Annotated in this window: 22 protein-coding genes and 1 riboswitch; of the genes, 14 read left to right on the forward strand and 8 right to left on the reverse strand. The window is 64.5% G+C overall.

The annotated features are described in order from the left end of the window. Window positions 1-93 precede the first annotated feature (93 nt). Window positions 94-726, reverse strand: coding sequence for a TetR/AcrR family transcriptional regulator (locus J3S28_RS12055; RefSeq protein ID WP_207840887.1), 633 nt, complete (start codon window positions 724-726; stop codon window positions 94-96). Window positions 727-833: 107 nt separating this feature from the next. On the opposite strand from J3S28_RS12055, the gene J3S28_RS12060 reads away from it, so the two are divergent. The 7 genes from J3S28_RS12060 to J3S28_RS12090 all read left to right on the forward strand — a co-directional run bounded on the left by J3S28_RS12060 (window position 834) and on the right by J3S28_RS12090 (window position 8140). Next, the gene (locus tag J3S28_RS12060) at window positions 834-1184 is read left to right on the forward strand and encodes a biotin/lipoyl-containing protein (protein WP_207840889.1); all 351 of its coding nucleotides are present in this window, start codon (window positions 834-836) and stop codon (window positions 1182-1184) included. Between the two features lies 1 nt (window position 1185). Continuing rightward, complete coding sequence (locus J3S28_RS12065; RefSeq protein WP_207840891.1) at window positions 1186-1935, forward strand: 2-oxo acid dehydrogenase subunit E2; 750 nt, start codon at window positions 1186-1188, stop codon at window positions 1933-1935. After that, on the forward strand, window positions 1932-2906 hold the full coding sequence (lipA, locus tag J3S28_RS12070; RefSeq protein ID WP_207840892.1) for a lipoyl synthase: 975 nt from the start codon (window positions 1932-1934) through the stop codon (window positions 2904-2906). Before J3S28_RS12065 ends, lipA begins: the two co-directional genes overlap by 4 nt. A 161-nt stretch (window positions 2907-3067) precedes the next feature. Continuing rightward, window positions 3068-4588 (forward strand): MFS transporter, encoded by a 1521-nt coding sequence (locus tag J3S28_RS12075; protein WP_207840894.1) that lies wholly within the window; start codon window positions 3068-3070, stop codon window positions 4586-4588. 7 nt (window positions 4589-4595) lie between these two features. Continuing rightward, entirely contained in the window at window positions 4596-5630 is a 1035-nt protein-coding gene (locus tag J3S28_RS12080) for an alcohol dehydrogenase catalytic domain-containing protein (RefSeq protein ID WP_207840896.1), read from the forward strand. Window positions 5631-5683: 53 nt separating this feature from the next. After that, complete coding sequence (locus J3S28_RS12085) at window positions 5684-6907, forward strand: lipase family protein (protein ID WP_207840899.1); 1224 nt, start codon at window positions 5684-5686, stop codon at window positions 6905-6907. Window positions 6908-7153: 246 nt separating this feature from the next. Next, window positions 7154-8140, forward strand: coding sequence for an LLM class flavin-dependent oxidoreductase (locus J3S28_RS12090; protein ID WP_207840901.1), 987 nt, complete (start codon window positions 7154-7156; stop codon window positions 8138-8140). Between the two features lie 6 nt (window positions 8141-8146). Here the strand turns inward: J3S28_RS12090 and J3S28_RS12095 are convergent, their stop codons facing one another. From J3S28_RS12095 to J3S28_RS12105, 3 genes are all read right to left on the reverse strand, one after another. Beyond that, window positions 8147-9028, reverse strand: coding sequence for an alpha/beta hydrolase fold domain-containing protein (locus J3S28_RS12095; protein ID WP_207840903.1), 882 nt, complete (start codon window positions 9026-9028; stop codon window positions 8147-8149). A gap of 95 nt (window positions 9029-9123) precedes the next feature. Then, window positions 9124-9438 carry a DMT family transporter gene (locus tag J3S28_RS12100; RefSeq protein ID WP_207840905.1) on the reverse strand — a complete coding sequence of 105 codons (315 nt, stop codon included), beginning with the start codon at window positions 9436-9438 and terminating at the stop codon, window positions 9124-9126. 19 nt (window positions 9439-9457) lie between these two features. Continuing rightward, a riboswitch (guanidine-III (ykkC-III) riboswitch) is annotated at window positions 9458-9524 on the reverse strand. A gap of 27 nt (window positions 9525-9551) precedes the next feature. Then, window positions 9552-10124: a TetR/AcrR family transcriptional regulator gene (locus tag J3S28_RS12105; RefSeq protein ID WP_207840907.1), complete on the reverse strand. Its 573-nt coding sequence runs from the start codon at window positions 10122-10124 to the stop codon at window positions 9552-9554. Window positions 10125-10229: 105 nt separating this feature from the next. Here J3S28_RS12105 and J3S28_RS12110 point away from each other — a divergent pair, with 105 nt between their 5' ends. From J3S28_RS12110 to J3S28_RS12125, 4 genes are all read left to right on the forward strand, one after another. Beyond that, the gene (locus tag J3S28_RS12110; protein ID WP_207840910.1) at window positions 10230-11177 is read left to right on the forward strand and encodes an SDR family NAD(P)-dependent oxidoreductase; all 948 of its coding nucleotides are present in this window, start codon (window positions 10230-10232) and stop codon (window positions 11175-11177) included. A 107-nt stretch (window positions 11178-11284) separates the two neighbouring features. Continuing rightward, a complete protein-coding gene (locus tag J3S28_RS12115) occupies window positions 11285-12100 on the forward strand; it encodes an SGNH/GDSL hydrolase family protein (RefSeq protein WP_207840912.1) in 816 nt (271 codons plus the stop codon). Between the two features lie 192 nt (window positions 12101-12292). Continuing rightward, window positions 12293-14317, forward strand: a complete 2025-nt coding sequence (locus J3S28_RS12120) for an acyltransferase family protein (protein ID WP_207840914.1) — start codon at window positions 12293-12295, stop codon at window positions 14315-14317. A gap of 97 nt (window positions 14318-14414) precedes the next feature. Further along, the gene (locus J3S28_RS12125; protein ID WP_207840916.1) at window positions 14415-15506 is read left to right on the forward strand and encodes an NADH:flavin oxidoreductase/NADH oxidase; all 1092 of its coding nucleotides are present in this window, start codon (window positions 14415-14417) and stop codon (window positions 15504-15506) included. A gap of 7 nt (window positions 15507-15513) precedes the next feature. Here the strand turns inward: J3S28_RS12125 and J3S28_RS12130 are convergent, their stop codons facing one another. Further along, window positions 15514-15840: a cupin domain-containing protein gene (locus tag J3S28_RS12130; RefSeq protein ID WP_207840918.1), complete on the reverse strand. Its 327-nt coding sequence runs from the start codon at window positions 15838-15840 to the stop codon at window positions 15514-15516. Between the two features lie 151 nt (window positions 15841-15991). Here J3S28_RS12130 and J3S28_RS12135 point away from each other — a divergent pair, with 151 nt between their 5' ends. Next, window positions 15992-16543 (forward strand): hypothetical protein, encoded by a 552-nt coding sequence (locus J3S28_RS12135; protein WP_207840920.1) that lies wholly within the window; start codon window positions 15992-15994, stop codon window positions 16541-16543. A gap of 32 nt (window positions 16544-16575) precedes the next feature. Here the strand turns inward: J3S28_RS12135 and J3S28_RS12140 are convergent, their stop codons facing one another. The 3 genes from J3S28_RS12140 to J3S28_RS12150 all read right to left on the reverse strand — a co-directional run bounded on the left by J3S28_RS12140 (window position 16576) and on the right by J3S28_RS12150 (window position 19904). Beyond that, on the reverse strand, window positions 16576-16806 hold the full coding sequence (locus J3S28_RS12140; protein WP_372435998.1) for a YbdD/YjiX family protein: 231 nt from the start codon (window positions 16804-16806) through the stop codon (window positions 16576-16578). Beyond that, window positions 16767-19028 carry a carbon starvation CstA family protein gene (locus J3S28_RS12145; protein ID WP_307797070.1) on the reverse strand — a complete coding sequence of 754 codons (2262 nt, stop codon included), beginning with the start codon at window positions 19026-19028 and terminating at the stop codon, window positions 16767-16769. Before J3S28_RS12145 ends, J3S28_RS12140 begins: the two co-directional genes overlap by 40 nt. A gap of 189 nt (window positions 19029-19217) precedes the next feature. After that, window positions 19218-19904 carry a hypothetical protein gene (locus J3S28_RS12150; RefSeq protein ID WP_207840925.1) on the reverse strand — a complete coding sequence of 229 codons (687 nt, stop codon included), beginning with the start codon at window positions 19902-19904 and terminating at the stop codon, window positions 19218-19220. A 156-nt stretch (window positions 19905-20060) separates the two neighbouring features. On the opposite strand from J3S28_RS12150, the gene J3S28_RS28730 reads away from it, so the two are divergent. After that, window positions 20061-22091: a sensor histidine kinase gene (locus tag J3S28_RS28730; RefSeq protein WP_207840927.1), complete on the forward strand. Its 2031-nt coding sequence runs from the start codon at window positions 20061-20063 to the stop codon at window positions 22089-22091. Further along, complete coding sequence (locus J3S28_RS12160; RefSeq protein WP_307797072.1) at window positions 22088-22744, forward strand: response regulator; 657 nt, start codon at window positions 22088-22090, stop codon at window positions 22742-22744. Before J3S28_RS28730 ends, J3S28_RS12160 begins: the two co-directional genes overlap by 4 nt. Window positions 22745-22757: the final 13 nt, after the last annotated feature.

A 22757-nucleotide genomic window follows, 5' to 3' on the forward strand; every position in this document is an offset into this window, starting at 1 on the left:
AGCGCTGCGCGCCCGATCGTGACTGTGGGTTACACCACACAGTCGTACAGTAGGTGAATCAAGTGCTCCGGTCAATCGATTGGATCAATTGATTCAAGCAATGTTGGTGGCGCCGAGTGAGGCGCTGATCCCGCCCGCGAGGAAGTGCACGAGGAACTCGAGGTGGGCCGCTGCCTGTTCCCGGCAGCTGGGGTCTGTGGAGAGGAGATCCTCGGTGAGGTTGGCGAGTTCGCGGACGAAGACGCCGATCGACAGTGTCAGCGCCCGCTGGATGTCGGCGGTGGGCACGGTCGGATAGGCGTGCTGAACCGACTCGGCGATTGCCAGTTCTGCGGTCTCGTTGGTCACGCGATCGACATCAGACGAGAGGTACTGGTTCACCAGGCGGATCCAGTTGGCTCCGTCCCTGCCGCGAGTGTCGAGAAGCTCGAGGTACGCGTTGACGATCACCCGGATCAGCTGCTCGGGGTCGGGCCGGTCGGTCGCGGCATTCAACTCGTTTGAGCGCTTCAAGATGCTGGCGACGACTTCGTCGCCGTAGAGGTGCAGAACCTCGTCGATGAGTGCGTTCTTGGTACTGAAGTGATAGTGAACCGAAGCCGGACCCAGTCCGGCGGCCCGGTTGACTGCCCTGATCGACACGGCGTCCACCCCCTCCGTGGCGAACAGTCCCAAAGCAGCGTTGATGAGGAGGGTCTTGCCCTCTCCGTCCGGTCTTTTGCTCATTCGTTACCCCTGATTGCTCGTGCGCTTGCGGTCAATAGTAGGCGGTTCACGAGCCTTCCGATTGAATCACTTGCACCAATCACTTGATCGGCGTTACGCTCGGCGAAGTGACGCACGTCATGCCGATGTGCGCAAGAGGAACGATCGGAGAGATCATGGCCGACATCATCGAGGTGAAGATTCCCCACAGCGGTTCGGTGGAGAACGTAGAGATCAACGAGTGGCTGGTGGCGGTCGGCGACGATGTAGAGGCTGACCAGGCCATCGCCGATGTCAGCACCGACAAGGTCGATACAGAACTGGTGGCGCCCTGTGACGGTCGCATCGCCGCCCTGCTGTTCGGCGACGAATCGGAACTGTCGGTGGGAACCGTGGCGGCGCTGATGGTCGCCCCGGGTGTCAGCGACGAAGACGCCGCTGCAGCGGTGGCCGACTACACGCCCTCGAGCGACGGCTGAGATGGCGACAGCCGACACCGGTGCGGCGACACTCCCGCCCGGTTACGAAGAGGTACCCCACACGATCGAACGTCACCGGGCGCGCCGTCGTGCGATCGCGCGCAATTTGACTGCAGCAGCGGCGATTCCCTCGCTGACGGCAGACATGCAGTTCGATCTGACGCAACTGCTTGCGGTACGCGCCGCCTGGGACTCCGGACCCAAGCCGTCGGTGCTCGCTTTCGTGGCCAAGGCGTCGGTCGCTTCGCTGGACGATCACCCCGATCTCAACGCGACCTATGGCGAGCGAGAGTTCATCCGATGGTCGACCGTCAACCTCGGTGTCGCAGTCGACGCTCCAGGTGGCCTGGTGGTGCCGGTCATCAGAGACGCCCATACCCTGACGGTCTCCCAGATCGCGGAGGCGGTACGAGACCTCGCCAGTCGTGCCCGGGCGAAGGAACTTGCGCTCTCCGATTTGGAGGCCGGAACGTTCACCCTGAGCAATCCCGGTGCAGTTGCGCCCTCGCTGCGTGCGGAGGCTCTCCTCAATCCGCCCCAGGTGGCGCTTCTTGGGTTACCGGGTATGCGCCGCGTCCCGGTGGTGGTCGACGACGGCGAGGGCGAACGGATCGAGGCCCGCTCCGTGCTGGCGCCGTCGTTGACCTTTGACCACCGTGCACTTGATGGTGGAACTGTACTTCGGTACCTCGATTCGGTGCGGGAAAAGGTTGAGGGCTGGCGGGCGGCCGACTATCTCGCAGCGCCATGACTGCGCCGGAACGGCGAAAGCTGTTGAGGATCGAGGTCCGTAATCAGCGCACCCCGATCGAGTCCAAGCCGGCCTGGATTCGTACCACTGCGAAATCCAGTCCCGGCTATCGTGAACTACTACAGCTCGTCGACGACAAGGATCTGCACACGGTTTGCCAAGAAGCCAGCTGTCCCAACATCTTCGAATGTTGGACTGATCGCGAGGCGACCTTTTTGATCGGCGGATCGCAATGCACGCGCCGGTGCGACTTCTGCCAGATCGATACCGGGAAACCGGAACCGCTGGACCGCGACGAGCCACGACGGGTCGCGGAATCCGTTCGCGCCATGGGGCTACGGTATTCAACGGTCACCGGTGTCGCCCGCGACGACCTTCCTGATGGAGGTGCATGGTTGTACGCCGAAACCGTGCGAGCCATCAAGAAGCTCAACCCGGAAACCGGGGTGGAGGTGTTGATCCCTGACTTCAACGGCAAACCCGACCAGCTTCGAGAAGTGTTTCGAAGCGAACCAGATGTGTTGGCGCACAACGTGGAAACGGTTCCTCGATTGTTCAAGAGGGTGCGACCCGCTTTTGAGTACGGTCGGTCTCTCGGCGTCATCGAATCGGCACGAAGCGCGGGTCTGGTGACAAAGTCCAACATCATCCTGGGAATGGGTGAGACGCCCGACGAAGTCCCGGCCCTCCTGAGCGACCTACATGCCGCCGGCTGCGAGATAGTCACCATTACCCAGTACCTCCGTCCTTCCTCCCGGCATCTCCCCGTTGACCGTTGGGTTCATCCCGACGAATTCGAGGACCACGCCGAGTGCGCGCGAGCTATCGGCTTCTCAGGCGTCCTGTCGGGTCCACTGGTCCGGTCGTCCTATCGGGCCGGCAGTCTGTATAAATCGGCGCGTGAAACGCGACGAACTGGTGGTGGTTTGCGCCCTGGGGGATCGCCGGAAACGGCTCCTGAGCAGGAATGAAAAGCTCCTGATCAAATGAAGCAATCAAGTGCTCCGATCAAGTGATTGACGAACGGGGCGAAATGTGTGAGAGTGCTCTTTGTGACCCAGGTCTCTCAGTCACCTGAATGTCGCGCAGTACGCAGTGGCGTGCTGATCTCAGTCCCCCAAGGAGAACGATCATGGACGGCAACAACTCGCACCCGATCAGCGGAAGTAAACGCACGCTGGCGGTCGATGAGCGGGCCCTCGCGGAAGCCGAGAAGGCGCAGGAACGCGGCCGCGGGCGCTGGATCCTGGCAATTGTGGTGTTGGTGGTGCTGACCGAGCAGACCGCACTCGGCTTCCAGCTCATTGCGCCTGCACTGACCGACATCGCAGTCAAATACGATACGACGCAGGTCATCTGGGTCATCACGGCGTTCACCCTCGTCGGCGGCGTCGTGACACCGATCATCGGCAAGCTCGGCGACCGATTCGGCAAGCGACGGGTACTCATCTACGCAGCACTCATCTCCATCGTCGGAGCAGCGATCAGCGCGTTGGCCCCCAGTTTCGAGATCCTGCTCGCCGGACGCGCACTCACCGGCGTCAGCACCGCGTTCTTGCCGATCACCTACGCGCTCATGCGTGACGTGTTCCCAGCGGGAATGCGCGATATGAGCATCAGCATCGCGACCAACGGCGTCGGTGTCGTCACCATTGCCGGTCCGTTCATCGCAGGCTTTCTCATAGACAATGTGTCGATGGAATCGGTCTTCTGGTTCGTGGCAGTGCTGTCGGCGATCGGCGCGATCGGCACGATTGCGCTGGTCCCTGAGTCGCCCGTCCGAGACGCGTCGAAGATCGACTTCGTCGGTGCTGCAGGCGTCGCGATTGCCGGATTCATGCTCTTGCTGGGCATCTCACAGATATCCACGTGGGACTTCATCGACCCACGCACTCTGAGTCTTCTGATCGGCGGACTTGTCGTGCTGGCCCTGTGGTGGATGTGGGAAAAGCGCCACGCGGAGCCCTTCATCAGCCCGGAGATCTTGAAAAACCGTTCTACCGCCACGGTTCTGTTCGCCTATGCGTTCGCCGGTGGCGCCATCACCGTGATCGCCAGCTACCTTCCGACACTGCTACAGACGCCGCGAGAGCTCGCCGTGGACTATGGATTTGGTGTCGATGCGACCGGCGTTGCGCGTTATCTACTCGTGCCCGGGATCATGACGGTTCTTGGTGGGATTGTCGTCGGCTTCGCGGCGAAGAAGTACGGGTTCCGCGTCTTCTTGATCATCGGTGCATTCCTCATCGCACTCGGATCGGTGGGTCTGGCGACCTTCACCACTCAGTGGTGGGGGCCGGTGATCGGCTACGGCATAGTCGGTTTCGGCGCAATGGTGTACGCGGCGGGGCCCAACTTGCTGATGCAGGTTGCGCCGGCTGAACAGCGTGGGGTATCGGCAGGAATGCTTGGCGCTCTGGCGGGTGTTCTCGGCAGCCTGTTTGCGCAATTGGGCGGACTGATCTTGAGCAAGAACACCTTGCAAGTCGTGGCAGGTCTACCGATCTACAGTGGCAAGGGCGTCACGATGTTCTTCCTGCTGGCGGCTGCGGTTGCCGTCGTGGGCGGAGTGATCGCGTTCTTGGTGCCCCGCCGAGCGGAGCCGCTCGCGGAAGAGCCCGAAGAACTGATCGCCGCGATCGAAGGAAAGTAGGCAGGCCATGCGCGCAGCAGCACTGTCGGACGGCCAGATCAGTGCTACCGACGTTCCCGAACCCCCGGCGTTGGGTAGTGACCAACTGCTGATCAGCGTGCACAGCTGTGGGATCTGCGGCAGCGATCTCAGCCTCTGGAAGGACGCTGACACGTTCGTGGACGTGTCCATCCGAGGCTCAAACGCCCTGTCGATATTCGATCCACGGCGGCCGGTGGTGCCAGGTCATGAGTTCTCGGGCACCGTGCTCGATGTCGGGTCAGCCGTCGACGACTTCGCGAGGGGCGACCGGGTCAGCGGTATCGGCATCGCCACCGATCCGGACACGGATGAAATGACGATCATCGGCTACTCGAACAAGTATCCCGGCGGGTTTGCGGAACGGATAGTGATCGATTCGTCTTGGGCGCGAAAGGTTCCCGATGCTCTCGGCTTGGACGCTGCGTCGTTGGCTGAGCCGCTCCACGTCGGCGAGACCCACGTGCAGCAGTCCAGCTATCGAGATGGTGACGTCGGTCTGGTGATCGGTGCCGGCACCATCGGTCTGGGAGTGGTGATCGCGTTGGCCGCCCGTGGCTGCCAGTCGATCGTCGTCGTCGAACCGTCACCCAAGAGACGCGAGTTGGCGCAGACATTGGGAGCCCAGGTGGTGAGTCCACCTCTCGAAGGTGGTGCTGCGCAGGCACTCGATGCGCAGAACCCGGGCAGGGTCATCGCTTACGAGTGCAGTGGTCGTCAAGGCACCTTGGATGAGCTGATACGAACCTTGCCGTTCGGATCGGCCATCCAGGTCGTCGCATCGCCGTTCAAACCGGAGTCCATCACTCCTGTCATCGCGCAGTGGAAGCAGATCGTGGTGAACTTCGGTGGGGGACCGGTGGAGGATCCTTACGGAATCACTCTGCAGCGCCTGGCTGCCGGCGAGATCGACCCGGAGCTGTTCATCACCGGACACGTGGACATCGCAGGTGTCGGCGCGGCGTTCGCCGATCTCAGAGATCCTGAGCGGCACGTCAAAATACTGGTGCATCCGAACGCCTGAAGCCATGTTCTGTACACAAGCCTGCGTGGCCACACAAAGGAGTACCGGATAAGATGCGCTCACCCGCCACGCTTTTCGGCACCTTACGCATTCGGCGGGTCGTTTCCGCCGTCACCCTGGGGTTCGCGCTCGGCGTGATACCTCACGTCGGGCCCGCCGCGGCAGATACACCCGGCGCCGAAGCGTCTGCCCTGGAGCACGACCTGTTTCGACGGCCGCCGTCCGACCTGGCTTCGCTGAGTCCGGGCCAGATCGTCGAGACGCGCCCGACCACTCCGGTCCTCGACGGTGATGTGATCCCGGATGTCCGCGGGTGGCAGATCTCCTATCGAAGCAACGACACCAACGATGAAGCGATCCTGGCGATCACGACCCTGATCGTTCCGGTCGTGGAATGGACCGGCCCGGGAGCACGACCTGTGGTGTCCCAGCAGTTCGCCCAGGATTCCGCCGGTCAGCACTGTGCACCATCGGTGTCGATGTCGACCGCGTCGGGGGATCCTCGCATCTTTCTGGACCGGAACTGGGCGGTGGCGATACCTGACCACGAGGGTCCCCGAGCGGCGTTCATGGCAGGAGTATCCGGGGGTCACGTTGTGCTCGACGGTATCCGCGCGGTGCGCAACCTCGGCGAAGGCGGTATCGCCCAGGAAAACCCGTGGGCAATGGACGGCTACTCCGGAGGTGCTCAGCCCACCGGATGGGCGGCCCAGCTGCAGCCGACCTACGCAGCGGAGCTTCCTCTGAAAGGCGTCGCCCTCGGCGGGCTACCGGCCGATCCCGCCGTGGTCGCCCGACATCTCGACGGAACGCCGTTCAGCGGGCTGATGCTTGCCGGACTGGCGGGACTCTCCGCCGAACATCCAGAAGCGGGTATCGAAGGGATGTTGAACACGCGGGGACAGGCCATGCTCCGAGAGATGCGGTCGTCCTGCGTGGATGTGATCTCGAACTATGCCCTGCGCAAACTCAGCGACTACACCACGGTTCGGGACCCGATCTCGCAACCGGGCCCCGCCTCGGCGCTGCGCCGTCATGCGCTCGGGGGTGCCGCGCCGACGGTGCCGGTGTACAGCTATCACGGGAATCTCGACGAGATAATCCCTGTCGGACAAGCAGATTCCTTGACGAGAGCATGGTGCTCGGACGGGACGCCCGTTCAAAGCGTTCGCAGTCCTGTCGCCGAACACGTCACCGAAGAGATCCTCAACCATCAGCAGGCTGTCGGCTATCTGGCCGACCGGTTCGACGAAAAACCAGCACCTGACAACTGCTGAGCCCTCGAGATGGCCGAGGACAGCGTCGTGACTGTGTCGCTCCCCACTCGTCGAGGACGGCCATCCGTTCGCCGAACCGGCCTACCCACTGCAAATACCAGCGGGCAACGACGGTCGCGAGGACGAGGGCATGAACGCGTATCTCATGTCCTGGATGGGAGGAATCAGCGTATCGGCGTCGGCGCGTGGACCGAGGGTTACGGTTCGTACGTGGAGCGATCACTCATGGATGTGGGGAGATAGCGAATGACGTCGGTACGGTCAGCCTTCAGCTTGCCTCTGGTCAGCTCGGTCGACGACAACCTGGAGCTCGCCCGCCTCGGGGAAGAACTCGGCTACGAAGACGTGTGGCTGGCAGACACGGCGACCATCGATGTGTTCGTACTGGCGGCCCTTGTGGCGTCCGCCACGAGGGCGGTGCGGATCGGGACCGCGGTTGTGCCGGTGTTCACCCGTCCGCCGGCGCTGCTGGCCGCCGCGGCGGCGTCGGTCAGTCAGGTCGCGGGCCCCGATCGGTTCATCCTGGGGCTGGGTTCGTCATCGCCGGCCATCGTCGAGGACTGGTGCGGGATACCGTTCGAGCGTCCCGTCACCCGTGTCCGCGAGACCGTCGAAGCACTCCGGGTCATGTTCTCCGAACCGAAGGTCTCCTACTCGGGGGCCACGACCCGGGTGAGGAACTTTCGTCTCGGTGTGCCGCCGGCCGGTGAGGTACCGCTGTGGATCGGTGCGCAACGTCCGGTGATGGCCGGGGTCGCCGGCGAGTTCGCGGATGGCGTCGCATGTAACTTCATTCCCGCGTCTGCGGTCCCGACCTTCAAGCAGACGGTCGCGGTCGGCGCCGCCCGAGCGGCGAAGACTGCGTCGCTACCTCTCGTCGTGAGACTGCAGACGATCGTGACGGACGATCGGGCGTCGGCGTTGGAGACATTGCGAGCGTCGATGGGGCCCTATCTCGCAACCCCGACCTACAACTCGTTTCTCGCCTCGTGTGGTTACGAAGCCGAGGCCGCGAAGATCAAGGCGGGCTGGGACGATCGCGACCGCGCAGGTTTGGCCGCCGGTGTCACCGATGAGCTCATCTCGGACCTCGCCATCGTCGGCGACGAGGTCGAATGCCGCGAGAAAGTTGCGCGTTTCGTGGAGTCCGGCGTCGACATCCCCATGATCCACCCCGTCGCAAGAACGAAACGCGAGGCAGCTGCGATGCTCGAGGCGTTGCGCCCGCACTGACTCGAGTCAGGCGATCTGCAGGGATTCGATGATGTCGCGAGTGGCCGCCCTGCCCTCCGGTGTGGGGGTGAGGGGAAAGATGTGCAGACCCGACGGGCAGGTGTGCAACCGCACCTCGGATCCCGCCGCCGCGGCCAGCTCCTGAAAACGGATGGCGTCTGGGTAGAGCAGATCGTGTGTACCGATGTGGATATCTGTCGGAGCGAGGTTGCTCAGGTCGCCGTAGATCGGCGAGACCGACGAATGGGTGAGCATCGTGTTGGGCGCCCAGGCCCGGGCCGCCATGTCGAGCGTGATGCGGCTGAGCCAGGGATCACGACGTTCTACGGGGCCGATGCGGGGATTGCTCAGGGACAGGTCGACCCAGGGGGAGATGAGTATCAGGCGATCGGGTGGGGGCAGCTGTAGTTTGGCGGCTGCCTGGGCCAGCACCAGAGCCAGTCCGCCACCGGCGGAGTCGCCGACAAAGGAGATCGGTTGCCCGGGGTTCTCTGCAAGCACACGTTGATAGACGGCGGTCAGGAACTCATAAGCGTCGTGGTGGTCGTAGCGGGGCGCGAGGCCGTAGATCGGCACTTCGACCTGTATGCCGGCATCGGCGAGTTGGCTGATGAGCGTCCAGTGGCCCGGCCCGATCTCGCTGACGTAGCCGCCGCCGTAGAGATACAGCACGGTCGAGTCCGTTCTGGTGGTACGCGAGATCACCCGGTAGGTGGGGAATCCAGCGACGAGGCGCTGGGTGACGATGTGTGTCTCACGCAAGTCTGCCGGCGGGGTCGCCGCGATCTTGGTGCGGTTGATGTAAGCACGCACGCTCGCCGCGGTGTCCCCGCGGCGATACGTCTGGAACCGCAGCAACGCTGACAGTGCCTTCATCTGAATGCTCATCATTTGTGATGGTACGGACCGATTGTGTGCATGGACCACGCGAAATCATGAGAATCGGCTGATGATGGAGCTGTGAGCCGGGACGCAGTCGTCGGTCAGTGGGCCAGTTTCAAACCGACGACCGCGCCGATGATGACGAAAATCAAGACGATCTTCAGAACAGATGCGGTCTCGCTACCGGTGATCATCGCGTACGAAACGGTCAGCGCAGCGCCGATCCCCACCCATATCGCGTAGGACGTCCCGGTGGGGAGGGTCCGCATCGCGTAGGCGAGCCCGAGCATCGAGATGATCAAACCGCCGACGAACACGATGGTCGGTGTCAGCTTGCTGAAACCTTCGGATCGACCGAGCGCAGTGGCCCACACGGCTTCGAAAACACCGGAGGCAATCAATACCAGCCATGCCATGACGTACTCCCTTCTTGGGGAAGTACCGTCTTGTCGGCGTCCGGGTACGGTTTCGATCGTCCGGCGTGATCATCAGTGATCACGATCGATGGTAACTGCGGCCTGGAACAGTGTCAGGGGCGCAGGCCGTTGACGAGTACGCGGACGTAGCTGTCCAGGGCTTCGCGGCCGGCCGCCCGGACTGCGAAGGCGGTACCGCAGATCAGGTGCCGGATGTCGTCGGCGTCGAGTTCGGCCGACACGATGCCCTCTCGGACGCCCCTCTCGAGCAGTTGTGACGTGAGCTCCCCGAGCTCTCCGATGATCGCCATCGTGTCGGTGCACGCGCAGGTCTCGGACGCCAGCACCGCGCTCAAGCCGGCGTCGTCGAGTTGGAGTTCGATCTCGGCGACGATCAGGCGGTGCAGCGCACCCGCGGTATCCGGGTCGTGTGTGAGGTCGCGCGCCTCGACGACCAGCTTGTCGAACGAATCCACGGCGAGCGCCTCGAGCAGCACCTGCCGAGAAGGAAAGTGTCGGTAGGCGGTGCCGACGCCGACGCAGGCCTCTTTCGCCAGCGCGTTCATCGCGAGGGTGTCGTCGCCGGCCTCCAGGCTCCGACGCGCCACCGTGAGCAACGCGTCGCGGTTCCGGACAGCGTCCGACCTCAGCCCTGCCGGGCTCCGCGCATGCAAGCTGTCGTCCACACCGCGAGTATACCGGAATGTTCATCGACTCGGATGATCTATCCGCTTCTGCTAGTGTTTGGTCAACCGGATTTGCTATCCGATTCGACAGACCGAGGAGAAGCGATGAGCGACAACTACTTCCACTGGACACGGGCCGACATGCCGTCTCAGGTCGGCCGCCGGATCATCGTCACTGGCGCCAGTAGTGGTCTCGGTGCCATCGCGGCTCGTGAGCTGGCCGGCGCCGGCGCCCATGTGATCCTCGCGGTCCGTGACCTCGAGAAAGGGGATCGTGTCGCGACGAGCATCCGGGCGAGCAGCCCGGGAGCGGTATGCCGTGTCGAGCACCTCGACCTGTCCGAACTGTCGTCAGTTCGATCATTCGCCGACCGAATGCTCACCGCGGGTCAACCACTCGACGTCCTGCTCCTCAACGCCGGCGTCAGCAATCAGCCCTACTCGTTCACCGACGACGGCATCGAGAAGACGTTCGCCACCAACGTCGTCGGACACTTCGCACTCACCAACCTGTTGCTCCCGCTGCTGGAGATGGGCGGAGATCCCCGCGTGGTCAGCGTGGGGTCCAACCTGTACCGCCGCTTCCGCGCGGACCTCGCATTCGACGACCTCGCGTTCGGTGATTACTACTCACCGCAGGGCTCTTATGTCCGGTCGAAGGTCGCCACGGTGCTGTTCGCCGCCGAACTCGAGCGACGCCTACGGTCCGTCGAGTCGCCGGTACGCAGCCTCATCGCCCACCCGGGGATGAGCACGACCCCCATGCACGACAATGTCGGCGGGTTCGCCCAGAAGTCGGTGATGGGTCTCGCGCACGCTCTGATCTCGCGGGACGCAGAAGAGGGTGTGTTGCCGCTGCTGTTCGCGGCGACCAGCGAGCAGGCACCCTCGATGCGATTCCTCGGTTGGCATACGCGCCGATCCGACAAGCGGCTGTGGAGCGACGAGTTCGTCGGGCGCGGCGCGGACGAGGATCTCGCCCGGAAGCTGTGGAAGACGCTCGACAGCGTCACCGCAGAGGACCTCGGCGTATTCGAGCGCGACTCCGCTTGAATTTCGGCACCCGATCGTGACCGGGCGTCAGGGCGAACGCGGTTAGGATCAGCCGCGTGCGCCTATCCACATCAGCCCCATTGGCAACTCTGGTAACGCTTGGGTGCATGGCTGCCGTCGTCGCCTGCACGTCTGATGCCACCGCTGACCAGCAGCATTCCCAGACGTCCTGCCAGAGCGTGGTGCATGTCGGTGATTCGCTGTCGCTGGGCATCACGGCCGAGGCGCACAGCCCCGGCGCCGAGATCGCATCGCAGTACGAGGCCGCCGGGGTGAGGACCTCGTTCTTCGATGTCGCGGGCGGACGATCGAGCATCGAAACAGTGGACGACAAGCCCAACGCTGTCTCGGCTGCGCAAGAACTGAGTCGCACGCACCCCGCTACGGGCCGGTGCTGGGTGCTGCAGATCGGCACCAATGACGCTGCCAACATCTCCGCCGGGTCGGGAGTTGACGCAACTGCGCGGATCGACCAACTGATGCACGTGGTCGGCGACGAACCGGTGCTGTGGCCGAATCTCAAGACGATCGCATCTGCGCCGACGCACTACGAGCCCGAAAACATGGTTGCCTACAACGGTGCTCTCATGGCGGCCTGCACGCGGTACCCCAACCTGCGGATCTACGACGCCGCAGCAGACCTTCCAGACACCGCGTTCGTCGACGGAATCCATCACACGGGTGCAGGTTCGGAGGTGTTCGCCGGCGGTATCGCGGGCGCTCTGGCCACCGCCTTCCCGGTAGCCTCAGATCCCACACCGGCGTGTGTGGTGGGATCGACAACGCCCGGGTCCTCACCGGAGGGTCCGCCGGGCCCGATTGCCGCACCTCTGCCCGGCAACGGGCGGGTCTGCTTCGCCCCGGTCCTAGATTTTTGTTTACCGACAACAGCTTTCGGTTCGTCGTCAACGACCAACCGTTGACGTCGCGCGGTTGATGTAGCGTAATCAGACGATACTGCCGGTGATCTCGCCGGGATAGGCTGGCCACCTGTCCGCCCTCCTGGGCGGCCTCGGGGGCGAGGTAGAACACATGATTCCCACGGATGGTGGGTCTCAGCACACCTTGTGACCGACGCGATCTCAAGAGTCGATCAAAGGAACCGTCAGCACGACATGCCACGTCCAGTTGAGACCGACGCGACCTACTTGCCAGCCCTCGACGGAATCCGCGCGCTCGCAGTCACGTTCGTCGTGCTGTACCACCTCGGAATCCCCGGTGTCACCGGTGGACTGCTCGGGGTCGGGGTCTTCTTCACCCTGTCGGGTTACCTGATCACCTCGATCCTGATCTCCGGTAAAGAGAAGTCCAGCAAGTGGCACCTCGGCACATTCTGGATTAAACGCCTGCGCCGCTTGCTACCTGCCGTCGTACTGGTGCTGGCGGCCACACTCGCCGCCGCCGCGATTGCCCAACCTGGCCGGCTCGGCGAATACGCCGGGCAGGCCCTCAGCTCGCTCGGCTATGTCAACAACTGGCACAACATCTTTGCCGAGACGTCCTATTTCGATCGGTTCGGCCCGCCGAGTCCGCTCGGTCACATGTGGTCGCTGTCGATCGAGGAACAGTTCTACCTCATCTGGCCACTGGTGCTCGCGGCGATGTTCTTCGTCGTGCGGCGGCGCGCGTTGATCACCCTGGCGACCGTCGCGCTCGCGCTCCTCTCGTTTTATCTCCTCTACGATCTCTCGGTGGCGGGCTTCGACAACACCCGCGCGTATGAGGGAACCGATACGCGTGCGGGAGGACTGCTGGTGGGCGCCGCGGTCGCGATGTGGTGGCCCGCACGCTCGACCATCGTGTCGCACAACGGAAGATGCGCCCTCGATGTCGCGGCGTTGGTGGGTTTGGTGACGGTCGTGGCGCTGGTGACGACGACGCCCGACGGCGGAGCCGGCCTGTACACCTACGGAATCGCGCTGCTGAGCCTCGCGACGGCCGCGGTGCTGATCGCGGCCGTCGTCCCGGCAACGCTCGTCGCGACCGTGCTCGGTCTGGCACCGCTCCGCTGGATCGGGGAACGGTCGTACGGGATCTACCTCTGGCATATGCCGTTGATCGCTTTCACGCCCATGGCCTTTCGGGCCTACTCGCGTCCCATCAGTTCTGTGGTGATCATCGTCGCGACGGTGATCCTCGCAGCGCTGTCGTGGCGGTTCGTCGAGAATCCGATCCGTACCCATGGATTCGCCGGAGCCTGGCGTCTCGGCGTCGAGCGTGAACGCCCACTCATCGCTTCGCTGGTCGACAAGATCATCGCAGGACTCGAGAGGCTCAGAGCGCCCCGCGTCCGCCGGCAGAGGTGGTCCATCGTGGGAAGCTGCGCGCTTGTGCTGACGCTCGCCGCCGGGGCGATGGTCGGGTTGAGTGGGCTCAACACCGACACCGCCTTCGTGAACGCGCTTCCCGGTTCCGGTCCGGCGACGACGTCGATCAACGCGCTGCCCGTCGCCCCGATATCGGCCCCCGAGAAGGTCTCAGCCGGGCCGACCGTACCCATCGAGCAACGCCGCACCGAGTGCGCCACGGTCATCCACGTGGGCGACTCCACCTCGGTGGGGATGATCAGCGAGGAGACCCTGCCCGATCCGATCACCAGGGTGCCGGCGCAGTACGAGCGCGTGGGAGCGACCACGGTTATCACCGACATCTCTGGCGCGCGGTCGAGTCTGGAAGAGGTCGCCGGAGAGCCCAATGCCGTCGATGCCATCAAGGGGCACATCGACCGAGGTGAGTCCGGCTGCTGGGTGATGGCGATGGGTATCAACGACACCGCCAATGTTGTGGTCGGCGGCCTGGGTCCGGTGGACATGAGAATCGATCGGCTGCTGAAGCCCCTCGGCGACCAGCCTGTGCTGTGGCCGACGGTTCGCACGACTGAACTGAACGCCAACCCGGCGTACGACAACGGCGAGATGGAGAAGTTCAATCTCGCGCTGCTGCGGGCCTGCAAGCGGTATCCGAATCTGCGGCTTTACGACTGGGCAGCAGAAACCGATCCCTCGTGGTTCACCGACGGGATCCACTACACCGCGGCCGGTTATACCGAGCGGGGCCGCCGGTTCGCGACGGCATTGGCCACCGCCTTCCCGGCGACCGATCACGAACCCGCGGGTTGCGTGGTCAGGGCGGACGCCTGATCCGGCATCTGGTCGGTCAGCTCAACGGGGGACAGAGGTCGGTGGCAGGTGAATGGTTCATGGAATCTATCGACGCGGTTGACGGTTGGACGATGGCATGAGTACTCCCGCCCTCTTCGAGCCCATCACCCTGCGCGACCTGACCATCGCGAATCGGATCTGGCTGGCACCGATGTGCCAGTACAGCTGCTTCGCCGAGGACGGCGTACCCACCGACTGGCACCTCGTCCATCTCGGTTCGCACGCCACCGGCGGCTTCGGGCTCATCTTGACGGAAGCCGCCGCGGTGGTACCGGACGGTCGGATCAGTCCGCAGGACGCCGGGATCTGGAACGAGGAGCAGGCGACCGCCTGGCGACGGATCGTGGACTTCGTACACGCCCAAGACTCGGCGATCGGCGTTCAACTGGCGCACGCAGGCCGTAAGGCGTCTACCTATTCGCCCTTCGCAGACAAGGAAGGCTCGCTGCCTGCAGCCGAGGGAGGCTGGGTGACCAGCGCTCCGTCGCCGATCGCATTCGAGGGCTACGACGTGCCTACTGCGCTGAGCGTCACCGAGATCGCCGACCTCGTCGGTGCGTTCGCTGCTGCCGCCCGGCGCGCCGATGAAGCCGGATTCGATGTCGTCGAGATCCACGCTGCTCACGGCTACCTGCTGCACGAGTTCCTCTCGCCGCTGTCCAATCAGCGTGATGACCAGTACGGCGGAGACTTCGCGGGGCGAACCCGTTTCCTGGTCGAGGTGGTCGACGCCGTCCGCGCGGTATGGCCACAGGGCAAACCCCTGTTCGTCCGAATCTCGGCAACCGACTGGGTCGACGGTGGGTGGACCGCCCAGGAAAGCGCAGAGCTGGCATCGGCGCTGGCACCACACGGAGTCGACCTCATTGACGCGTCGACCGGCGGCAACGTACTCGCCGAGATCCCGGTCGGCCCCGGATATCAGGTGGAGTTCGCGCAGAGCATCCGCGAGGAGTCGGGGGTCCCTACTGCAGCAGTGGGCCTGATCACCGAGCCCGGGCAGGCCGAGAAAATCCTCACCTCCGACGCCGCCGACGCGATCCTGCTCGCCCGCGTCGCTCTCCGCGAGCCGGCCTGGCCGCTGCGGGCCGCGCATGAACTCGGGGTCAGCCGAAACGATGCTCCGTACCGCCCGCAGTACGTTCGCGGTGCATGGCGGGATAGGTGAACTGCCGCTACTGGGGAAGCTCGACGTAGATGCGGGTCCACGGTTGGTCGTCGATCAGCTCCCAGCGGTGGCCACCGCCGACGGTGTCGTGGGCAAGGAGCACGTCGCCCGGGGCCACGACGAACTCGTCGCCGCCCCGGGTGGTGAAACGCAGGGTGCCGGTGAGTGTGATCACGTACTGACGGTGCGGGGCGGTGTGCCACTCGTATGTTCCACCCGCAGGGGTGACGGTGGCGTGGACGCGCAACGCGTCCTGAATGGGTATGTCGAATTCGCGTTCGGCGTAGTGACTTTCGCCGTCATCGCCGGTCCATAGTTCGATCAGTCGACTCACGTGTTTGTCCCGCTCCTTCGGTTGCCCATGCGCAGGCCCACCCTAACGGCGGCGCGGCCGTCGGTTGCACAATCGTCAAATGTCGCGACAATCGAATTGACGGCCGGGCCGCCGCGGACGAGGGGTCGATGGGATGCGTAGTAGAAGGCACATGGGGCACAGCAAGCGTGCCGCACCTTTGGGTGCGCTCAGCAGGCCGGTCGATCGCTACGAAATTCGACTCCGTCGATGGCTGATCCTGATCGTTGCAGTCGTGGCCGCGATCCCGGTGCTCGCCGGGGTGATGGTCTGGAAAGCCGCTGCTCCGGCAGGATCTCCCGTGGTGATCTCCCAGGCCCGGGCAGTGGTCGACACGCCCGCCCCACCGATCACGGCGCAGACCATGGGCGCGCCGTTGGTGTCGGTTCAAGCGCATTGGGAGTGGAACGGCCGCCGGCTCGACGGCGTGATCGCGGTCCCTTCCGGCACGGCGGCCGGAGCGGGCATAACCATCAATGTCGACGAGAACGGTAACTGGGCCGGCGAAGTGTCGGCCGCCGAGAAGCGGATGTACGGCACGACGGCGGCCGTGGTGCTCTCGGTGTTCTTGACGATGTTGCTGATCGCGGTCGCACGCGAGCGCTCGCGGCAACTACTCGAGCGTCGCCAAGAGCACTACTGGACCGAGAGTTTGCGCCGCTTCTTCGCCACCCTGCCCGACTGAAACGCCGTCCGACCGCACTCCAACATTTGGGTTCAGCAGCAACGTCCCTGCGGATTCGCATCCTGGTTTCGGTATCTCATCCGCCAGTAGTCGCTCTCGCTCAGCGGTGGGACGCCGGGGTGCTGTGCCGACTGGTGCGTCACATACCGCCGGTAGTGATTGTCGCCCATGACCGAACCGACGTACCAGCGGAGCGCTCCGGCTCCACGCCGCAGGTTCTCGATCAGTGTGACGTCCTTTCTGACCTGCCGATCTTCTCCCACTCCTTCTCCACCTCCTTCTCGGTCCGGGTCGCGATCAGACCGCTCGGCGCGAAGATCTTCGACTCCACCGGTTCGTCCTCGGTGGTCGGGAGTCCGCCTTTGCGTATGGCCTTGACGCACACGACCGCGGCCGCGGCCGCAACGATGAGCACGAGAACCGCGAAGATGATGGACAGCGTTCCCTGGATGAACGTGTTGCGGATCACCGCATCGATCGCGTCTGGGGTCGACGCCGTTTTGAACTCGCCGAGCCCCTGATCCTTCGCGTTCTTGAAGTCGCTGTGCTGCTGCCAGTACCCGATCGCGGGATTGTTCGAGAAGATCTTCTGGTAGGACGCGGTCATGGTCACCGTCAGATCCCAGGCCAGCGGGATACCGGGTATCCACGCCCATTTGAGGAGGCCGCGTTTGAGTACGACCACCAGGATCAGGGTCAGCGCGATCGCGGCCAGCAGCTGATTGGCTATACCGAAGAGCGGGAACAGCGTGTTGATGCCACCGAGCGGATCGGTGACACCCATCAGCAAGATGGAACCCCACAAGCCGACAACGATGAGCGTGCACAGCCAGGCGCCGGGCTTCCACGACGGATCCTTGAAGCGCTTGCCGCCCTTCACATTGCTCAGTCCGTCCGAGAGCATGAACCGCGCCACGCGGGTACCGGCGTCGACCGTGGTCAGGATGAACAGCGCCTCGAACATGATCGCGAAGTGGTACCAGAACGATCGGAGGGATTCGCCGCCGAACGCGCTCTGCATGGTGTCGGCCATACCCATGGCCAGCGTCGGGGCGCCACCGGTCTTGGAGATGATCGATTCCTCGCCGACTGCCTTGGCGGCGGCGTCGAGCGCTGCCGCGGTCGTCGGATCACCCGACAGGTTGAGCTTGGTGTTGACGTACTCGGCCGCGCCTTCGGCTGTCCCGCCGGTGACCCCCTTGGGGGCGTTCATGGCGAAGTAGAGGTGCTGGTTGAGGATGCATGCGGTGATCAGCGCCATGATCGCGACAAACGACTCGGTGAGCATGCCCCCATACCCGATGATGCGCGCCTGACTTTCCTTCTCCATCAACTTCGGGGTGGTACCCGAGGCGATCAGCGCGTGGAATCCGGACAGCGCACCACAGGCAATCGTGATGAACAGGAACGGGAACAGCGAACCGGCGAACGCGGGGCCCTGACCGTTGTGCGCGAACTCGCTGACCGCGGGTGCCTGCATCACGGGCCGGGCGATGACGATACCCAGGGCGAGAAGCACGATGGTCCCGACCTTCATGAAGGTCGACAGGTAATCACGCGGAGCCAGCAGCAACCACACAGGCAGCACTGCGGCGGCGAAACCGTAGATGATGATCGCCCAGCTCAGGAAGACGGGGGACAGACTGAACCAGTCAGAGCCCCAGCTCGATTCGCCGACGTACCGGCCCATGACGATGGCGAGCATCAGCAGCACGAAGCCGATGAGTGAGACCTCCGAGACCCGGCCGGGGCGCAGGAATCGCAGGTACACGCCCATGAACAGCGCGATGGGGATGGTCATGGCCAGAGAGAAGACGCCCCAAGGGCTTTCAGCCAGGGCGTTGACCACGACGAGTCCGAGGACGGCGATGAGGATGATCATGATGACGAACACCGCGATGAGGGCTGCGAACCCACCGACGTCTCCGAGTTCGTCGCGTGCCATCTGCCCGAGGCTGCGGCCGCGACGTCGCGTGGAGATGGTGAGCACAAGATAGTCCTGGACACATCCGGCGAACACCGCGCCGATGATGATCCAGATCGTTCCCGGCAGGTATCCCATCTGCGCGGCGAGGACCGGCCCGACCAGGGGGCCTGCGCCGGCGATCGCGGCGAAGTGGTGCCCGAAGAGCACGCGGCGATCGGTCGGCATGTAGTCCTGCGAGTTGTCGAGGACTTCGGCCGGCGTGGCCTGATCGTCGCGGGGCTTGACGACCTTCATCTCGATCAGTCGCGCGTAGAAGCGGTAGCCGATCACGTAGGTACACAGGGCTGCGATCACGAACCAGATCGCGTTGACGGTCTCGCCGCGGACGAAGGCGATGATCGCCCACGCGATGGCGCCGATGACGGCGATGACGGCGAACATGATGCGTTTGCCGACGGTCATCGGACTGCGATCGATGATCGCGACGGGGGGAAGATCGGGGTCTGTTTTGACGAGATCGATATTCGGATCTCTGTCGCGTTCCTGGGTGAGCGTCACCATTACTCCTGTGCGTTGTGGGCGGTAGGAGGACTTACCGCTTCCGGTGTGGTGACGGAGGCGTTGGATCCGGCGCCACCCTGGCTCGCGGGTATGAACCAGTGTGGCGCGCGTCACTCTACGCCCGACCCCGATCGGAGATTTCCACCCCCTTTCCTTTGCGAAGGTTCTGCCGTGGGGTAGGCAACCTCAGCGATTGATCGTCGATTTGCCCAGCGCGAGCCCGGCGAACACGACCACCAGCCACACACCGCTGACGACGCCGGGGAATCCAGGAAGGCCGAACGCGGCGACCGTCACGATGACGGGCAGGACGGCCAGCACGCTCACGACACCGATCCAGCGCGACACCAGGCGCTCGCCGAAGGCCATCCACGCGATCGCCCCCGCAGCGACCGTCACGCCGAGGTATCCGATGAACGACCCGAAGTCGTTGAGGACGTAGAGCACGTACAGGCCGGCTTTGTCGAAGGTCTCGTCTTCGTTGCCGCCGTTGTACAGACCCATCGCGCCCTTCCAGCCGTAGCCCAGGGACAAGGCGCCGGCCGACGCCGTGAATCCGAGGGGAACGACGCGGGCCGCGGTGCTCGACGGGGTGCGGGGTTCGACGTGGCGCTTCCACGAGGCAGCGAGGACGAGCAACAGGGCCACGGTGAGGTAGCCGGTGATGATCGATCCATGAGCTTTGCCGCTACTGATGTCGTCGACAATGTCCGCGGTGTACGGGGTGTTCTCGTCCCACTCCGGATGCAGATCGAAAGCGAGCGTTGCTGCCAAGGCGCCGATGCCGGCAGCCACGCCCACCCAGGGCCAGCGACCCCTGCTCGTGGTGGTCTCCGTCTCGGTCAGTGATGTCGTGCTGGTCGGGGTGGTCATCGTTCTTCTCCTGTGGTCGGTTGGATGTGTCGGTGGTTGACATGGCGAAACGGTGCGGCGGGAGGAGTCCCGGCCAACAGGGACGCCGGTCCCGGATCGACGGGAATCTTCGCCCGACCAGCGACTTCGGCCGATCTGACATGCCACGATGACCTGGTGAGCGATTTTGTCCATCGTCTGGCCGGCAGGGTCGGTGACGCGGCGCTGCGCCGGATTGGTCTCGCGGGCGGGATCGTCGCGGTCGCCTGCGTCCTCGGCACGATCGTCCTGAATCACGAACTCACGCAGCGGGTCGAGGTGGACCCGATGTTCGCGAGCGACCTCGTGCTGGGGTCGGTGTGGCCCGCAGCAGGTGTGGTTGTGCTGCACCAACAGCCGCGCAATCGATGCGGTTGGCTGCTGGTTGCCACCGGGCTGATCAGCGTCTACCTGTTGATGGGCCAGTACAGCGTCTGGAGTGCCAAGGTCGCTCCGCTGCCCGGAGCCGCTGTGTCCGACTGGGTCTCGATGTTCGGCTTCGGCGTGTACTTCGTCGTACTGCCGTTGCTGACGCTGATCTTCCCCGACGGCAGGCTCGGGTCTCGGCCCGAGAAGTTCTTGGCGGTATCGGCGCTGTCGGCGGCCGGTGCGGCGATTCTCGCCCGCATGGTGGTTCCCGGTCCTGCGGATGTCGATTCGGTGATCCGTAACCCAATCGGCATCTCAGCGCTCGAGCCGCTCAACTTCGTGACTCTCGTGAGCTCGTTCTATTGCCTGGCGGTCGCAACTCCACTGACGGTCATCGCGCTTGTGATGCGGACCCGTCGCACGGTCGGTGTGCAGCGGGCTCAACTCCAGTGGTTCATGGTCGGTGGCATCGTGATGGCCTGTTCGCTGATCGTCGCGCTGCTCCTCCGGGACGACAGTCGGCTCGGCGACACCTTTTTCGTGGTGGCGTTGTTGGCTCCGCCGGTGGCAATTGTGTTGGCGACGTTGCGGTATCGCTTGGTCGACGCCGAGTTCGCGCTGAGCCGGTCGATCGTTCTGGTGCTCGTGGTCGTACTCGTGGCGACGGTAGGTGGACTGGTGTTGTGGCAGATCGATCCGGAGCTGGCGGGGTCGCGGGCCGGCATCGCACTGGTGGTGGTCTGCGTCTTGGCGGCGTTTGCGGTGCGCGCGGTGCTCCAACGGGTCATCGACGACTGGTGGTTCCCGCAACTACGCGGCTCCCGCACCCTCGCTCCGCGAATCTCGGAGGCGGTGTCGCTGAGTTCGGAACCTCGTGCGGCACTGACCGATTTGATCTCGGTGTTGCGGACCGAACTGCGAATGCCCTATGTGGCGTTCGACGGGGTCGTCCGGGTCAGCGCCGGTCGTCGCCCCGAGCGGGTGGTGTCGATCGAGGCAATCGCATTGGGCCGCAGCGTCGGTCAGCTCGAGGTCGCGCCCCGGCGCGCGGGCGACGGGTTCAGTGTCGACGAGCGCAGGCTTCTCGAACAGGCAGCCGCGCATGCGGCGATGATGGCGTACGCGGCGTCGCTCGTCATGGAGACCGAGATCTCTCGGTCGCGCATCGTCACCGCGCGGGAAGAAGAACGGCGTCGACTGCGCAACGATCTGCACGACGGTGTCGGTCCGAGTCTCGCGGGTATCGCATTGCAGATGGACGCCCTGGCGGCGGCGTTGGAACGTGGGGGTGACCGGGAGGACGCCGAGAACGCCCGCGCGATCCGGGATCGGGTGCGCGAGACCGTGGCCCAGGTGCGGGCGGTCTCACACGGGTTGAGGCCGCCGGTGCTCGATCAGCTGGGTCTCGAGCAGGCGCTGCGGCAACTCGTCGACGGGTTGGGTGTGATCGAGGGGTCGACCGGTCTCGACGACCTCACCGAACTCCCGGCGGCGGCCGAGGTCGCCACCTACGCCATCGCCGCGGAGGCGGTGGCCAACGTAGTCCGACACAGCGCGGCGTCTCGGGTCCGGATCGATGTCGAGCGGGATGAGAGCAGCCTCGAACTACGGGTCAGCGACAACGGCCGCGGCATGCCGGGCCGTCCGGCACCCGGCGTAGGGCTGACGAGTATGCGCCAGCGTGCCACCGAGGTCGGTGGACGTCTGGAACATCTCTCCGCCACCGGCGGCGGAACAGTTGTGCGATTGGTGTTGCCGATGGACCCTGTTCTGGCACAGGAAAAGGTGGCACAAGCGTGACGGTCAGGGTGCTGGTGGTCGACGATCATGCGTTGTTCCGGGCGGGCCTACTCGCGGTGTTGTCGGCCATGGACGACGTGGACGTGGTCGGGGAGGCGGCCGACGGTGAGCAGGCGCTGGTCGCGGTGGCCGAGCTGAAACCGCAGGTTGTGCTCATGGATTTGCGGATGCCTGGCATCGGTGGGCTTGCCGCGACGGCGCGGGTGGTGGAACGACATCCGGACGTGGCCGTTGTGGTCCTGACGATGAGCGAGGACCCGGATTCGGTGTTCGCGGCGCTGCGGGCCGGTGCCCGCGGGTACCTCCTCAAAGAAGCCGAGGCCAGGGACGTTGAGCGGACCATCGCAGCGGTGGCCAATGGTGAGGCGGTCTTCGGTGCGCGGGTCGCCGAGCAGGTGGTCGGCTTCTTCTCGGCGTCAGCGACCACATCGGCCGAGCCACAGGCATTTCCTGATCTCACGGCCCGGGAGCGTGAGGTCTTGGAGATGATGGCCCGCGGTCTGGACAACGCCAGTATCGCCAGGCGGCTCTTCCTGTCGGAGAAAACCGTTCGAAATCGCGTCAGTGACATTTTGGCAAAGCTGCGGGCCCGGACCCGCGCTGAAGCGGTGGCCCGAGCCCGCGACGCCGGTATCGGCGGCAGCGGCGCCTGACCTTCCGCCGACC

It is taken from the genome of Williamsia soli (assembly GCF_017377795.1).
In the GTDB taxonomy this organism is placed as follows: Bacteria; Actinomycetota; Actinomycetes; order Mycobacteriales; family Mycobacteriaceae; genus Williamsia; species Williamsia soli.

Coding starts and splice junctions, on each gene's coding strand:
- J3S28_RS12055 (WP_207840887.1), bottom strand. CDS start 726: ATGAGCAAAAGACCGGACGGAGAGGGCAAGACCCTCCTCATCAACGCT.
- J3S28_RS12065 (WP_207840891.1), top strand. CDS start 1,186: ATGGCGACAGCCGACACCGGTGCGGCGACACTCCCGCCCGGTTACGAA.
- lipA (WP_207840892.1), top strand. CDS start 1,932: ATGACTGCGCCGGAACGGCGAAAGCTGTTGAGGATCGAGGTCCGTAAT.
- J3S28_RS12075 (WP_207840894.1), top strand. CDS start 3,068: ATGGACGGCAACAACTCGCACCCGATCAGCGGAAGTAAACGCACGCTG.
- J3S28_RS12080 (WP_207840896.1), top strand. CDS start 4,596: ATGCGCGCAGCAGCACTGTCGGACGGCCAGATCAGTGCTACCGACGTT.
- J3S28_RS12085 (WP_207840899.1), top strand. CDS start 5,684: ATGCGCTCACCCGCCACGCTTTTCGGCACCTTACGCATTCGGCGGGTC.
- J3S28_RS12090 (WP_207840901.1), top strand. CDS start 7,154: ATGACGTCGGTACGGTCAGCCTTCAGCTTGCCTCTGGTCAGCTCGGTC.
- J3S28_RS12095 (WP_207840903.1), bottom strand. CDS start 9,028: ATGAGCATTCAGATGAAGGCACTGTCAGCGTTGCTGCGGTTCCAGACG.
- J3S28_RS12100 (WP_207840905.1), bottom strand. CDS start 9,438: ATGGCATGGCTGGTATTGATTGCCTCCGGTGTTTTCGAAGCCGTGTGG.
- J3S28_RS12110 (WP_207840910.1), top strand. CDS start 10,230: ATGAGCGACAACTACTTCCACTGGACACGGGCCGACATGCCGTCTCAG.
- J3S28_RS12115 (WP_207840912.1), top strand. CDS start 11,285: ATGGCTGCCGTCGTCGCCTGCACGTCTGATGCCACCGCTGACCAGCAG.
- J3S28_RS12120 (WP_207840914.1), top strand. CDS start 12,293: ATGCCACGTCCAGTTGAGACCGACGCGACCTACTTGCCAGCCCTCGAC.
- J3S28_RS12125 (WP_207840916.1), top strand. CDS start 14,415: ATGAGTACTCCCGCCCTCTTCGAGCCCATCACCCTGCGCGACCTGACC.
- J3S28_RS12135 (WP_207840920.1), top strand. CDS start 15,992: ATGGGGCACAGCAAGCGTGCCGCACCTTTGGGTGCGCTCAGCAGGCCG.
- J3S28_RS12150 (WP_207840925.1), bottom strand. CDS start 19,904: ATGACCACCCCGACCAGCACGACATCACTGACCGAGACGGAGACCACC.